The sequence below is a fragment of the Microbacterium sp. genome (assembly GCF_017305435.1).
In the GTDB taxonomy this organism is placed as follows: domain Bacteria; phylum Actinomycetota; class Actinomycetes; order Actinomycetales; family Microbacteriaceae; genus Microbacterium.
Genome location: NZ_JAFKIP010000003.1, coordinates 336,697 through 350,398, shown reverse-complemented (window position 1 = coordinate 350,398; position 13,702 = coordinate 336,697). Strand labels below are relative to the sequence as shown.

The window sequence follows — 13,702 nt, the reverse complement described above, 5'->3', positions numbered from 1 at the left end:
TGGCGGGATGAGCAACGAAGCCTCCGCCCCGGCGCCCGGCGCCATCGTCGACCCCGCGGGCACGCCCCGCGACATCCCCCGCGACACGACCGCGCGTCCCTGGCTCGACGCGAGCCTGCCGACCGACGAACGCGTCGAGCTGCTGCTGCGCGAGATGACCGTCGAAGAGAAGGCGGGACTGTTCTTCCAGACGATGATCGCGATGGGTGAGGACGGCGAGCTTTCGCCGGGCGACGCGAACTTCGGCATCGCGTCCAACGAGGACTACGTCGCCGGCCGGCACATGAATCACTTCAACCTGCTCATGGTGCCGAGCGACCCGACCCTCATCGCCCGCTGGCACAACCGGCTGCAGGAGCTCGCGGCATCCACGCGCCTCGGCATCCCCGTCACGATCTCGACCGATCCTCGGCACGGCTTCAGCGAGAACCCTGGCGCGGCGCTGCTGGCCGGCCCGTTCTCGCAGTGGCCCGAGCCGCTCGGGCTCGCCGCCACGCGCGACGCCGAACTCGTCGAGCGCTTCGGCGACATCGCCCGTCGCGAGTACACGGCCGTCGGCATCCGCGTCGCCCTGCACCCGCAGGTCGATCTCGCGACCGAGCCGCGCTGGGCACGTCAGCTGCAGACCTTCGGTGAGGATGCTGCGCTGACCGGCGAACTCGGCGCCGCCTACGTCCGCGGCTTCCAGGGGGAGAGCTTCGGCCCGGGCTCGGTCTCGACCATGACCAAGCACTTCCCCGGCGGTGGTCCGCAGAAGGACGGCGAGGACCCGCACTTCGACTACGGACGCGAGCAGGTCTACCCCGGCGGGCAGTTCGAGCACCACCTGACGCCGTTCGAGGCGATCTTCGCCGCCGGCGGGCGCCAGATCATGCCCTATTACGGCATGCCGATCGCCACCGAGTACGAGGAGGTCGGCTTCGGCTTCAACAAGGGCGTGCTCACGGGGCTGCTGCGCGAGCGCTTCGGCTTCGACGGCATCGTCTGCACCGACTGGGGGATCATCACCGACCAGCCCATCATGGGTACGGACTTCGCCGCGCGTGCCTGGGGCGTCGAGCACCTCACGCCCGGCGAGCGGATGGTGAAGGTGCTGGATGCCGGTGCCGACCAGTTCGGCGGCGAGCACGACCCGTCGCTGCTGATCGGTCTCGTCCGCGACGGCCTCGTCGCCGAGGAGCGACTGGACGTCTCGGCGCGGCGCCTGCTGCGCGAGAAGTTCGAGCTCGGCCTGTTCGAGGACCCGTTCGTCGATGAGGGGGAGGCCGCCGCGATCGTGGGCGCCCCGGAGCACCGCGCGGCAGGGCTGGATGCTCAGCGCGCATCGATCACGGTTCTGTCCTCATCGGAGGCCCTGCCGTTCGCCCGCGGCGCGAAGCTCTACGTCGAGGGGATCGATGCCGAGGTCGCCGCGCAGTACGGCGAGGTCGTGGCGTCGCCCGCAGAGGCGGACGTGGCGATCCTGCGACTGCAGGCGCCGTACGAGCAGCGGAGATCGATGTTCGAGAACTTCTTCCACGCCGGTTCGCTCGATTTCCCCGCGGAGGTGGTGGAACACGTGCGCGAGATCGCGGCCGCCGCGCCCACCGTCGTCGATGTGTTCCTGGACCGCCCCGCGATCCTCACGCCCCTCGCCGAGGCCGGCGTCGCCCTGACGGCGAACTGGGGCGCGCACCCGACCGCCCTGCTGGACATCCTCTCCGGGGCGGCGCCCGCGACCGGGCGGCTCCCGTTCGACATCCCGCGGTCGATGGCGGCCGTCGAGGCATCCCGCCCGGACGTCCCGTTCGACACGGCCGACCCGCTGTTCCGCTTCGGCCACGGCGTCGCACTGTGACCACACCCATGTCGAGTGAGACTGAGTCTCACTCGACATGGGTGTCGGTCTCATACAAGGAAGCGTGCACACGGGTGTGCACGGGTTTGTAGCTCGTGCGCAATCCGTTTGCGGGACGGTTGTGACACTCCTACGGTCGAGAGTGATCTTCTCTGTCCGTCTCCTTCGAGAGGTGCTCCCATGACCGACGCCGCCGTCCGCGAGAACATCCACCCCAAGAAGCCCGCCACGAGCAAGCGCACGCCCGCGGGCGGGGCGCCCGCCGCCCCCCATTCGGCGGAGGAGGCGCACGAGCCGCGCATCGACATCGACGCGGTCACCGACCTCCTTCTCGGCACGTGGGGCGAGACACGTCGTGAGGCGCGCGAGATGATCAAGGACCCTGCGTTCTGGCGCATCGACGGCCAGCCCATGCCGGAGCACCGCGAGCGCGTGCTCAGCCAGCTTCGGCTGCTCGTCGAGAACAACGGCTCGCGCCGCGCCTTCCCGAAGGAGTACGGCGGCCTCGAGGACAACGGCGCGAACCTCGCCGGATTCATGGAGCTCGTCCTCGCCGACCCGAGCCTGCAGATCAAGTCGGGCGTGCAGTGGGGCTTGTTCGGCTCGGCCATCTACCAGCTCGGCACGAAGAAGCACCACGATGCGTGGCTGCGCGACGTCATCGAGCTCGAGCTGCCGGGCGCGTTCGCGATGACCGAGACGGGGCACGGCTCCGACGTGGCATCCATCGGCACGACCGCCACCTACGACCCCGATACCGAGGAGTTCGTCATCCACACCCCCTTCCGCGGGGCGTGGAAGGACTATCTCGGCAACGCCGCTCTGCACGGGCGCGCCGCGACGGTGTTCGCCCAACTCATCACGGGCGGCGTGAACTATGGCGTCCACTGCTTCTTCGTACCGATCCGCGACGAGGCGGGAGCGATGCTCCCCGGCATCCAGAGCGAGGACGACGGGGTCAAGGGCGGCCTCAACGGCATCGACAACGGCCGGCTCGCCTTCGACCATGTGCGCATCCCGCGCTTCAACCTGCTGAACCGCTACGGCGACGTGGCATCCGATGGCACCTATTCGTCCGAGATCCCGAGCCCAGGCCGGCGCTTCTTCACGATGCTCGGTGCGCTCGTGCAGGGCCGGGTCTCGCTCGACGGGGCCGCCACAACGGGGACGGCGCTCGCGCTCTACATCGCCCTGACCTACGCGAACCAGCGCCGGCAGTTCGACTCCGGATCGGGCAGCGACGAGGTCGTCCTGCTCGACTACGGCAAGCACCAGCGACGCCTGCTGCCCCTGCTCGCGCAGAACTACGCGCAGTTCTTCTCCAACGACGAGCTGCTGCGCAAGTTCGACGCCGTCTTCTCGGGGCGCACCGACACGCCGCAGGAGCGCGAGGACCTCGAGACGCTCGCCGCCGCCCTCAAGCCCCTCTCGACGTGGAACGCGCTGTCGACCATCCAGGAGACCCGCGAGGCGTGCGGCGGTTCCGGCTTCCTCGCCGAGAACCGCATGGTCGGCCTGCACCAGGACCTCGACGTCTACGTGACGTTCGAGGGCGACAACAACATCCTCCTGCAGCTCGTGGGCAAGCGGCTGCTCGCCGACTACGCGAAGCAGTTCAAGGGCGCGGATGCCGCGAAGCTCGCCTCGTTCGCCGCGAAGCAGACCGCGGGCAAGGTCTTCCATGGCGCGGGCCTCCGCCGGCTCGGCCAGACCGTGGCCGACTTCGGTTCGACGGCGCGGTCGGTCGAGCTGGGCCTGCGCGCCGAGCAGCAGCACGAGCTGCTCGCGGGGCGGGTCGAGCAGATGATCGCCGACATCGCGGCGCGGCTGCGCCCGGCGTCGAAGGCGTCGCCCGACGAGGCCGCCGCGATCTTCAACGCGAACCAGGCCGAGCTCATCGAGGCCGCGCGCGCACACGGCGAGCTGCTGCAGTGGGAGGCGTTCAGCGATGGCATCGCGAAGGTGGAGGACGCGGGCACGGCGCAGGTGCTGACATGGCTGCGCGATCTCTTCGGCATGCATCTGATCGAGAAGCACCTCGCGTGGTACCTCATCAACGGGCGCCTGTCGACGCAGCGCGCGGCATCCGTCTCGCGCTACATCGACCGGCTCGCGCTGCGGTTGCGCCCGCACGCGCAGGATCTCGTGGATGCCTACGGCTTCGCCCCCGAGCACGTGCGGTCCCCCATCGCGTCGGGCGCCGAGCAGGCGCGTCAGGACGAGGCGCGCGCGTATTACGCGGACCTCGCCGCGTCGGGGCACGCCCCGCGGTCGGAGAAGGCGCTGAAGAAGAAGTAGCCCCGGGCGCCGACGCCCGTCACGAACTCCGCAGTCTGTCGCGAACTCCGCACCGGTCGCCGCGATCAGCTGCGGAGTTCGGCGCATTCTGCGGAGTTCGTGCGACGGCGCGATGCGGTCGCTAAACTGAACGTGTTCAGAATTGGCGATGAGGGTGGGCAGCATGGATGCCAGGGGTGCGGGTCGAGTCGTCGTCGCGGGAGCCTCGGGGTTCATCGGGCGTGCGGTCGTCGCCTCATTCCGCGAGTCCGGCGACGAGGTGACGACGATCGGACGCGGTTCGGGGGCCGATGCGGCATGGGGTGACACGGAGGCGATCGCCGCGCTCGTCGACGGCGCCGATGTGCTCGTGAACCTCGCCGGGAAGTCCGTGAACTGCCGTTACACGGATGCGAACCGCGACGAGATCCTGCGCTCGCGCGTCGCGACGACCCGGGCGTTGCGTGCGGCGGTGGCCGCGGCATCCGCTCCGCCGCGCGTCTGGCTGAACGCGTCGACCGCGACGATCTACCGGCATCGGATGGATGCCGCGAACTCGGAGTCATCGGGCGAGATCGGCGAGGGGTTCTCGGTCGACGTCGCGACGAGCTGGGAGGCCGAGTTCTTCGCGGGGGAGCTGCCCGCGACCAGGCGCGTCGCGCTGCGCATGGCCATCGTGCTGGGCGACGGCCCGGCGACCCGCATGCTCGTGCGGCTGGCGCGACTGGGCCTCGGCGGTCCGCAGCGCGACGGGTGGTGGCCGCCGCATCGCCGCTATCGCGGCATCGGGCCACGGCCGACCGGGGACGGGCGGGCTCCACGTCACGACACGCGCGGCCGGCAGCGGTTCAGCTGGGTGCACGTCGACGACGTGGTGAGAGCCGTGCGATTCCTCGCCGAACGCAGCGAGATCGCGGGCCCCGTCAACGTGGTCGCGCCCGCGGCATCCGACAATCGCACGCTCATGCGGACGCTCCGCCGCATCGTTGGCGCCCCGTTCGGCCTCCCCGCCTTCCGGTGGATGCTGGAGCCGGCGATGTGGGCACTGCGCACGGAGCCGGAGCTCGTGCTCAAGAGCCGATGGGTCACGCCGGAGCGCCTGATCGATGCCGGGTTCGCGTTCGCCCACACCGACCTCGACGAAGCGCTGCGCACCGTCGCCGGACCGCGAGACGTTCGCCGGCGCGGGCGCACCGATGTCGCCGGATAACCTGGCGTGATGGATGACCTTCGCCCTGACCTCATCCGCGGGCCCGACGGCCTCGCCCGATGCCGGTGGGTCGGTGACGACGCCGAGTACCGCCGCTACCACGATGAGGAGTGGGGGCGGCCGCTCCACGGCGATCGGGCGCTTTTCGAGAAGATGTCACTCGAGGGGTTTCAGGCAGGACTGTCGTGGATCACGATCCTGCGGAAGCGCCCGCGCTTCCGTGAGGTGTTCGCCGGTTTCGAGCCCGAGGCGGTCGCGGCGTTCGACGACGAGGACGTCGAACGCCTGATGGCGGATGCCGGGATCATCCGCAATCGCGCCAAGATCCTCGCGACGATCGGCAACGCCCGCCTTGCCGCGGCGATGGCGCCGGGCGAGCTCGACGCCCTCATGTGGTCGTTCGCGCCGACGCCACGCGCGGTGGCTGACCGGCCGGCAGCGTTCGGCGACGTGCCGGCGACGACCGCGGCATCCGACGCCCTCTCGAAAGGGCTCAAGAAGCGCGGGTTCCGTTTCGTCGGGTCGACGACGATGTACGCCCTCATGCAGTCGGCGGGGATGGTCGACGACCACCTCGTCGGCTGCCACCGCGCGGGCTGACCCGGCCGCCGTGCCGCGTCGCCGCCGCCCGTCACCGCGCCGATGTGTTCAGTATTCAGTCCGCACGGCGGCGCGCGCCGCGCCGATCCGCGGATTCGCGCGACGCGCGCAGCGTGGGTCGTGCGCGGAGACTGAATACGGTACGCTCCCGCGCCGCTCCGCGTCGCGCCGGCCCGCGCCGCGCCGCCGCGCGGGGGCCGGGTCAGTCCGGTACGACCACCTGGCGTGCGGTGGAGCGTTCTGCCCACGCTGTCGTCACGTCGTCGAGTGCCACGACCTGCGCATCGACGGCGTAGTCGCCGCGCATGATCTCGCGTGAGAGCGCGGGGAGCTCGGCCAGAATGTCGCGCGGGGAGACCGAGCCCTGGCCGCTGCCGACGATCCGGAGGTTGCACGCGCGCAGGGCCGCTGACGGGATCGGGGACTCGAGGCCCGTCATCGAGCCGATCTGGACCCAGGTCAGCGCCTGGCTGTCGTCGGCGCGTGTGGGGACGATCGCGCGGAGCGCCCTCGCCGCCCACGGGCCCCACAGATAGTCGAGGACGACGTCGACGTCCCGACCGATCGCCGCGAGGTCCGCGTCGACGGTCGCGCTGCCGAGATCGATCAGCGTGTCGGCGCCGAGAGCGGGGAGGGTCGCAAGGCGCACGGCGTCGCGTCCGGCGGCGGCGACGTGCGAGGCGCCGAGGCGGCGGGCGATCTGAACGGCCAGACGCCCGGCGCTTCCCGTCGCACCCATGATCATGACGCGTGCGCCCGGGGTGAACTCGATGCGGCGGCGGAGCGCGATCCAGGACGACATCGCGGGATTCATCGCTGCGGCGATGCGCACCGGATCGATATCGGGAGGAAGGACGACGCTGCGGTGGGGATCGATGGCGACCTGCTCCGCCATCGCGCCGCTCTCCGTGACGAAGTAGCGGAGAGCGCCGTCGCCGTCGCGGGCGACGCCGTCGATGCCGGGGATCAACGGCAGATCCTCGGTGCTCGTGTAGTGCGATCCGTCGGCCTGCGACCGCACGCGAGGGTGCAGCGCGGAGGCGAGAACGCGAGCGATGTGCTCGCCCGGGCCGGGGGTGGGCACCGGCACCTCGGCGAGGTGAGGGGCTGTGTCGAAGGATGTGACGACGGCGGCGCGCATGACAATCTCCTTAACTAAGTTAAATGGCGTTCCCGATCATTCCTTAACGCCGTTAAGCTGTCAAGCATGGCGAAAGGCATCACCCGCGAACGGATCGTGGAGGCCGCCCTCGATGTGCTGGACGAGGGCGGCATCGAGGCGGTGACGCTGCGGGCCGTCGCAGCCCGCCTCGACGTGCGTGCGCCTGCGCTCTACTGGCACGTGCCCGGCAAGCAGCAGCTGCTCGACGAGATGGGCACAGAGATCCAGCGCCGCGTGCAGCGCTCGCTTGCGGCGCTCGACCCCGACACGACCTGGGTCGACGGGCTCCGCGCCTACGCCGGCATCCTGCGCCGCGAGTACCTCGCGCACCGCGACGGCGCGCGCACCTTCAGCGGCACACGCCTGACCGACCCCGAGGTGCTGCGCGCGCAGGAGCCGTGGCTCGAGCGGTGGTCGTCGGAGGGGCTCCCCGTAGCGGAGGCGATGGATGCCGCGGAGATCGTCACCTCGTACGTGGTCGGCTTCGTGATCGAGGAGCAGGAGCGTGCCCAGTCGGAGGCCGCCGATCCCGAGCGCTACTCTCTCGCCGTGCGGGATGCCGCGCTCGGCGGCGACGCCCCGCTCGTGGCCAGCGTCGCACACGATCGGGGCGAGGCCGGATCGCGCTTCGCGCGGCAGCTCGAGATCGTGCTCGACGGGCTCGCCGCCTCCTCCCGTCGAAACCCGCCGCCGCCGTCACCGCCGCCATCGCCGCCGCCATCCCCCGGCGGCGCATGACTCGCGGCAGACTGTGCGCATGGCATCCACACCCGAGACGCACAGCACCGCCCGCATCGCCGACGCGCACGAGGTGATCCGGGTCGTGGGCGCGCGGGAGAACAACCTGCAGGGGATCGACGTCGAGATCCCCAAACGCCGCCTCACCGTGTTCACCGGCGTGAGCGGTTCGGGCAAGTCGAGCCTCGTCTTCGGCACGATCGCGAACGAGTCGCAGCGCCTCATCAACGAGACCTATCCGACCTTCATCCAGCAGTTCATGGGCCAGCTGAGCCGCCCCGACGTCGATCGCCTCGAGAACATCAGCCCCGCGATCGTCGTCGATCAGGAGCGGATGGGCGCCAATGCCCGATCGACCGTCGGCACGGCGACCGACGTGCACGCCATGCTGCGACTGCTCTTCAGCCGCATCGGTCATCCGCACGTCGGCTCTCCGCAGGCCTTCTCGTTCAACGTCCCGTCCGTGTCCGGGGCGGGCGCCATCACGATCGCGACGGGCAAGGACAAGGGCAAGAAGGAGCGTCGGTCGTTCGAGATCACGGGCGGCATGTGCCCCGAGTGCGAGGGCCTCGGCCAGGTCAGCGACATCGACATCGACGAGCTGCTCGACCGCTCGCTGTCGCTCCGGGAGGGCGCCATCACGGTCCCCGGCTACACCCCGGACGGCTGGATGGTGAAGGGCTACTCCGAGTCCGGCTTCGTCGACGGCGACAAGCCGATCGCCGACTTCACCGAGCAGGAGCTGCACGACCTCCTCTACAAGCAGGCGACGAAAGTCAAGATCGCCGGCATCAACATGACCTACGAGGGCCTCGTCCCGAAGGTCACCAAGTCGATGCTGCAGAAGGATCGCGACAGCCTGCAGCCGCACGTGCGGGCCTTCGTCGACCGCGCCGTGAAGTTCATGCCGTGCTCGGCATGCGGCGGCACACGCCTCAACGAGGGCGCGCGCTCGTCGAAGATCGCCGGGGCCAGCATCGCGGATGCCGCGTCGATGCAGATCACGGATCTCGCCGCCTGGGTGCGCACCATCGACGATCCCAGCGTCGGGCCGCTCCTGCAGACCCTGCAGCAGACCCTCGACTCGTTCGTCGACATCGGGCTCGGGTATCTGTCGCTCGACCGCGCGAGCGGCACGCTCTCCGGCGGCGAGGCGCAGCGCACGAAGATGATCCGCCACCTCGGCTCCGCGCTCACCGACATGACGTACGTCTTCGACGAGCCGACGACGGGTCTGCATCCGCACGACATCCAGCGCATGAACGAGCTGCTCCTGCTCCTGCGCGACAAGGGCAACACCGTGCTCGTCGTCGAGCACAAGCCCGAGGTCATCGAGATCGCCGACCACGTGATCGATCTCGGGCCCGGCGCGGGGCGCCATGGCGGACTCATCACCTACGAGGGGGATGTCGCGGGCCTGCGCGCCTCCGGCACCGTGACCGGGCGCCACGTCGACCACCGGGCCGCGCTCAAGCCCGACACCCGCACGCGCCGCGGCGCGCTCGAGATCCGCGGCGCCAGCCTGCACAACCTCCGCAGTGTCGACGTCGACGTGCCCCTCGGCATCCTGACGGTCGTCACGGGAGTCGCGGGGTCGGGGAAGTCCTCGCTCATCCACGGCAGTCTCGCCGGTCGCGACGAGGTCGTCGTGGTCGATCAGGCGCCGATCAAGGGCTCGCGGCGGTCGAGCCCCGCGACGTATACAGGCGTCCTCGACGAGATCCGCAAGCTGTTCGCGAAGCAGAACGGCGTCAAGCCCGCCCTCTTCAGCGCGAACTCCGAGGGCGCTTGCCCCGCGTGCAAGGGGCTCGGCGTCATCATCACGAACCTCGGATTCACGCAGAGCGTCGAGACCCGGTGCGAGCTGTGCGAGGGCTCGGGTTTCAGCGACGCCGTCCTCGAGTACACGGTCGAGGGCCGCACGATCGCCGACGTGCTCGCGATGTCGGTGGAAGACGCGATCGCGTTCTGCGCGGATGCCGGGCTGAAGGGCACGGCCGCGGCGACCCTCGCCCGCATGAACGACGTGGGCATCGGCTACATCACGCTCGGCCAGGCGCTGAACACCCTCTCCGGTGGCGAGCGGCAGCGCCTCAAGCTGGCCATCTCGATGGCGAAGAAGGGCGCGATCTACATCCTCGACGAGCCGACGACAGGCCTCCATCTCGCCGACGTGGCCGGCCTGCTCGCACTGCTCGACGCACTGGTGGATGCCGGCAACTCGGTCATCGCGATCGAGCACCACCAGGCGGTCATGGCGCACGCCGACTGGATCATCGACGTGGGGCCGGGAGCGGGCCGCGAGGGCGGATCGGTCGTGTTCGAGGGGACACCGGCCGAGCTCGTCGCGCGCGGCGACACCCTCACGGCTCAGCACCTCGCCCGCTACGTCGGAGCGTAGGTCGCCGGGCGACCGACGGCGTCAGGCCCGCGAGTGCCCCAGGACCTTCACGATGATGCCGCGACGGCGCAGCTCACCGATCGCGTGGCTCTCCTCGTCGACGGTTCGGCCCAGGGCGTGCTTGTCGGCGACGACGACGACATCGCCCTCGACGAGGCGTCCGAACAGCCGCGTGAGGCGTTCCGACCACGTCTCGCCCGTCTCGGGGGCGGGGTGGCGGAAGCCCTCGATCGGCACGCCGAAATCGGCCAGCGCATCGCGCTGCGCGATCACGGAGGGCAGGTCGTCGCGGGCGACGACGAGCCCGACGAGGCGTGAGCCTGCCGGGCGGGCCGCCCACCAGTCCGTTCCCGAGACGATGACCGGCACGGCGGAGGTCACGGCGGGGAGGGCGACGGACTCGGCGTAGTCCGCGGGCGCGCGGCCGTCACGAGGCGCTGCGTCCGCGGTCGCGTCCGGGGTGGCGTCGGGGTGGGGGGTGCTCACGGCATCCATTCTGGCTCACCGCGCCGCGTCGTCGTCACTCTTCCTCCTCCTCGCGGCGCAGCTGGATGCTCAGCTGATCGGCGTCGAGCTGTGCGAGCGCGTGGCGCAGCGTCGCCGATGAGTACGACCCTTCGCGCGAGACCGTCACGAGGCGGTCGCGCATCGCCTCGATCATCGCAACCCGCAGATCGATGAAGCCGGCGGCGCTGATGTCGGGGTCCTCCGGGGGCGGCGCGGCCATCCGGTCGGCGAGCTTCTCGAGAACGTCGGGCGGATACGGCTCGCCCGTGGCGTCGGCGAGGCCGGGCGTGCGCAGGGCGTCGAGCGCCGCGGCGCGCAGCTCGGCCTCGAGCCGCTCACGCTCCTCGGCGGCGGCGGGCCCGTCGGCGACGGATGCCGGCATCTTCAGCATGCGGATGACGGCGGGCAGCGTGAGCCCCTGCAGCATGAGGCTGACGAGGGCGACGAGGAATGCGACGAGGATGAGGAGCTCGCGAGCGGGCGTGCCCTCCTCGAGGGTCTGCGCCGCGGCGAGGGTCACGACGCCGCGCATGCCCGCCCAGACGATGACCGTGCCGTCCTTCCAGCCCAGCGGGGATGCCTGGTAGTAGTCGAGGTCGTTCATCGCGCGGCTCACCCGCGTGCGCATCGACTCCACGCGCTGCTCGACCGCGCCGGGGTTGCGCGACCCCGGCCCGGCCACGGTGAGGACGGCCTTGCGCACTCCGCGTCGCCACCGCCACTGCCACGGCCGTCGGGTCGCGCCGAGCCGCGGACCGCCGCCGTGGACGTCGTCCGCGATCGCGGCACGTGCCTCGCCCTGCGCGGCGGACGTCCGCGCGGCCGGATCGAAGGCAGCGGGATCCAACGCAGCGGAACCGAACGCGGCCGGATCGAACGCATCGAGGCGATCGCTGAGGGATTGCAGCCGGTCGCGCTGCACGGCGCGGGCGCGTCGGCCGAGGAGGGCGACGAGACCCGACACGTAGAGCGCGCGCACCGCGAGCACGATGGCGAGCGCGGCGAGGGCGAGTGTGATCGCGACGCCGAGCCCGTTGTGCTTCTGGAAGTTGGCGCCGACGATGTCGCGCAGCTCGAGCCCCATGATGAGGAAGACCGCGCCCTCGAGCAGCAGCTCGACGGTGTGCCAGTTCAGCTCATCCGACACGCGCTGCTCGGGCGTCGACCAGCGCGCCGCGCCCTGCCCTGTCGTGATGCCCGCCGCGACCGCCGCCACGAGCCCCGATCCGCCCAGATGCTCCGTGGGCAGGTAGGCGATGAACGGCACGATGAAGCCGATCGCGGTGTTCGCGACGGTGTCGCCGATCCACCGCCGCAGGCGCAGGTGGAGGAGCCCGACGGCGACGCCGATCACGACGGCGATGAGGACGCCCCACGCGAAGGCGCCGATCGTGCCCCACAGCGAGAACCCGGCGGCGGACGCCGCGACGGCGCTGCGCAGCAGCACGAGGGCGGTCGCATCGTTGAGCAGGCTCTCGCCCTCGAGCATCGTGATGACGCGCGGCGCGATGCCGAGCTTCTTCGCGATCGAGGTGGCCACGGCATCCGTCGGGCTGAGGATCGCGCCGAGCGCGACCGCCAGCGGGAAGTCGAGCTCGGGGATCGCGAGCCAGAACAGGAGTCCCAGCGCGAGCGACGAGATGACGACGAGGAGGACCGCGAGCCCGGCGATCGGGACGGCGTCGCGGCGGAACTCGACCGCCGGCAGCCGCACCGCCGCGGCGTACAGGAGAGGCGGGAGGATGCCCGCGAGGATGAGCTCGGGCGGCACCGAGAAGGACGGCAGCAGGAGCGAGGCGACGAGGCCGATCGCGACGAGGATCAGCGGGCCGGCGACCCCGAGCCGGCGCGCGAGCACCGTCGAGACCGCGATGACGGCGACGCCCGCGATGAGCCAGGTGAGGTCCTGCACCGCCGGCTCAGATCAACCCGAGTGCCCGGACGGCGTCGCGTTCGGCGATGAGCTCCGCGACCGACGCGTCGATGCGCGCGCGGGCGCGGCCGTCGATGTCGAGGCCCGGGACGATGCGGTATCCCGACCCGTCGCTCGTGACGGGGAATGACGAGTACAGTCCCTCGGCGACCCCGTACTCTCCGCGGGAGAGCACGGCCGCCGACGTCCATGCGCCATCCGCTCCCGTGCCGAGCACGCTGTCGCGGATGTGGGCGATGGCCGCGTTCGCGGCGGATGCCGCCGACGACGATCCGCGCACCGAGATGATCTCCGCCCCGCGCTTGGCGACGCGCGGCACGAACTCGTCGTCGAGCCACGCGGTCGCCGCGTCCGCCCCGCCGAAGCGCTCGGCGAGCACGGCACGCGCCGGACGCTCGTCGATCGTCGCGTGGTCGACGTCGGGGAACTGCGTCGCGGAGTGGTTGCCCCAGATCGTGACCCCGCGGATGTCGGCGACCGGTGCGCCCGTCGCCGCCGCCAATTGCGCGAGCGCGCGGTCGTGGTCGAGGCGGGTGAGGGCGCTGAAGCGATCGCCCGGGATGTCGGGGGCGGATGCCGCGGCGATGAGCGCGTTCGTGTTCGCGGGGTTGCCCACCACGACGACGCGGACGTCAGCGGCCGCGACCTCGTTCAGCGCCGCACCCTGCGGGCCGAAGATGCCCGCGTTGGCGGCCAGGAGGTCGGCGCGCTCCATCCCCGCCGACCGCGGCCGCGCACCGACGAGCATCGCGATGTTCGCGCCGTCGAACCCGACGCGCGGGTCGTCGGTGATCTCGACGTCCTGCAGCAGCGGGAACGCGCAGTCCTGCAGTTCGAGCGCTGCGCCCTCCGCGGACTTCAAGCCCTGCGGGATCTCCAGCAGCCGCAGCCGCACCGGTCGGTCAGTGCCGAGCATGGCGCCGGACGCGATGCGGAAGAGGAGGGCGTAGCCGATCTGGCCGCCTGCGCCGGTGACGGTGACTGTCGTGGCATCCATGCCCTGAGCTTACGGGCGTCGAGCCCACGGCTGCGCGATG

The 13,702-nt window shown here is 71.0% G+C and carries 10 protein-coding genes; 6 read left to right on the top strand and 4 right to left on the bottom strand.

What is annotated here, in order from left to right:
* The first annotated feature begins 7 nt into the window (after positions 1–7).
* The 4 genes from J0I43_RS04995 to J0I43_RS04980 all read left to right on the top strand — a co-directional run bounded on the left by J0I43_RS04995 (position 8) and on the right by J0I43_RS04980 (position 5,924).
* Positions 8–1,837: a glycoside hydrolase family 3 N-terminal domain-containing protein gene (locus tag J0I43_RS04995; RefSeq protein ID WP_292859975.1), complete on the top strand. Its 1,830-nt coding sequence runs from the start codon at positions 8–10 to the stop codon at positions 1,835–1,837.
* A gap of 180 nt (positions 1,838–2,017) precedes the next feature.
* Entirely contained in the window at positions 2,018–4,135 is a 2,118-nt protein-coding gene (locus tag J0I43_RS04990; protein ID WP_292859972.1) for an acyl-CoA dehydrogenase, read from the top strand.
* A 163-nt stretch (positions 4,136–4,298) separates the two neighbouring features.
* Positions 4,299–5,324, top strand: coding sequence for a DUF1731 domain-containing protein (locus J0I43_RS04985; RefSeq protein ID WP_292859970.1), 1,026 nt, complete (start codon positions 4,299–4,301; stop codon positions 5,322–5,324).
* A gap of 9 nt (positions 5,325–5,333) precedes the next feature.
* On the top strand, positions 5,334–5,924 hold the full coding sequence (locus tag J0I43_RS04980; protein WP_292859968.1) for a DNA-3-methyladenine glycosylase I: 591 nt from the start codon (positions 5,334–5,336) through the stop codon (positions 5,922–5,924).
* 202 nt (positions 5,925–6,126) lie between these two features.
* Here J0I43_RS04980 and J0I43_RS04975 read toward each other — a convergent pair whose 3' ends face one another.
* The gene (locus J0I43_RS04975; protein ID WP_292859965.1) at positions 6,127–7,065 is read right to left on the bottom strand and encodes a zinc-binding alcohol dehydrogenase family protein; all 939 of its coding nucleotides are present in this window, start codon (positions 7,063–7,065) and stop codon (positions 6,127–6,129) included.
* Between the two features lie 66 nt (positions 7,066–7,131).
* On the opposite strand from J0I43_RS04975, the gene J0I43_RS04970 reads away from it, so the two are divergent.
* Together J0I43_RS04970 and J0I43_RS04965 are read left to right on the top strand one after the other, a co-directional pair.
* Positions 7,132–7,824 (top strand): TetR/AcrR family transcriptional regulator C-terminal domain-containing protein, encoded by a 693-nt coding sequence (locus J0I43_RS04970; protein WP_292859962.1) that lies wholly within the window; start codon positions 7,132–7,134, stop codon positions 7,822–7,824.
* Positions 7,825–7,843: 19 nt separating this feature from the next.
* The gene (locus tag J0I43_RS04965) at positions 7,844–10,225 is read left to right on the top strand and encodes an excinuclease ABC subunit UvrA (RefSeq protein ID WP_292859959.1); all 2,382 of its coding nucleotides are present in this window, start codon (positions 7,844–7,846) and stop codon (positions 10,223–10,225) included.
* Between the two features lie 21 nt (positions 10,226–10,246).
* On the opposite strand, the gene J0I43_RS04960 is transcribed toward J0I43_RS04965, so the two are convergent.
* The 3 genes from J0I43_RS04960 to J0I43_RS04950 are packed head-to-tail and all read right to left on the bottom strand — an operon-like array spanning position 10,247 to position 13,662.
* Complete coding sequence (locus tag J0I43_RS04960) at positions 10,247–10,711, bottom strand: dehydrogenase (protein WP_292859956.1); 465 nt, start codon at positions 10,709–10,711, stop codon at positions 10,247–10,249.
* A 34-nt stretch (positions 10,712–10,745) separates the two neighbouring features.
* A complete protein-coding gene (locus tag J0I43_RS04955; protein ID WP_292859953.1) occupies positions 10,746–12,644 on the bottom strand; it encodes a sodium:proton antiporter in 1,899 nt (632 codons plus the stop codon).
* Between the two features lie 7 nt (positions 12,645–12,651).
* The gene (locus tag J0I43_RS04950; RefSeq protein ID WP_292859950.1) at positions 12,652–13,662 is read right to left on the bottom strand and encodes a malate dehydrogenase; all 1,011 of its coding nucleotides are present in this window, start codon (positions 13,660–13,662) and stop codon (positions 12,652–12,654) included.
* Between the last annotated feature and the right edge of the window lie 40 nt (positions 13,663–13,702).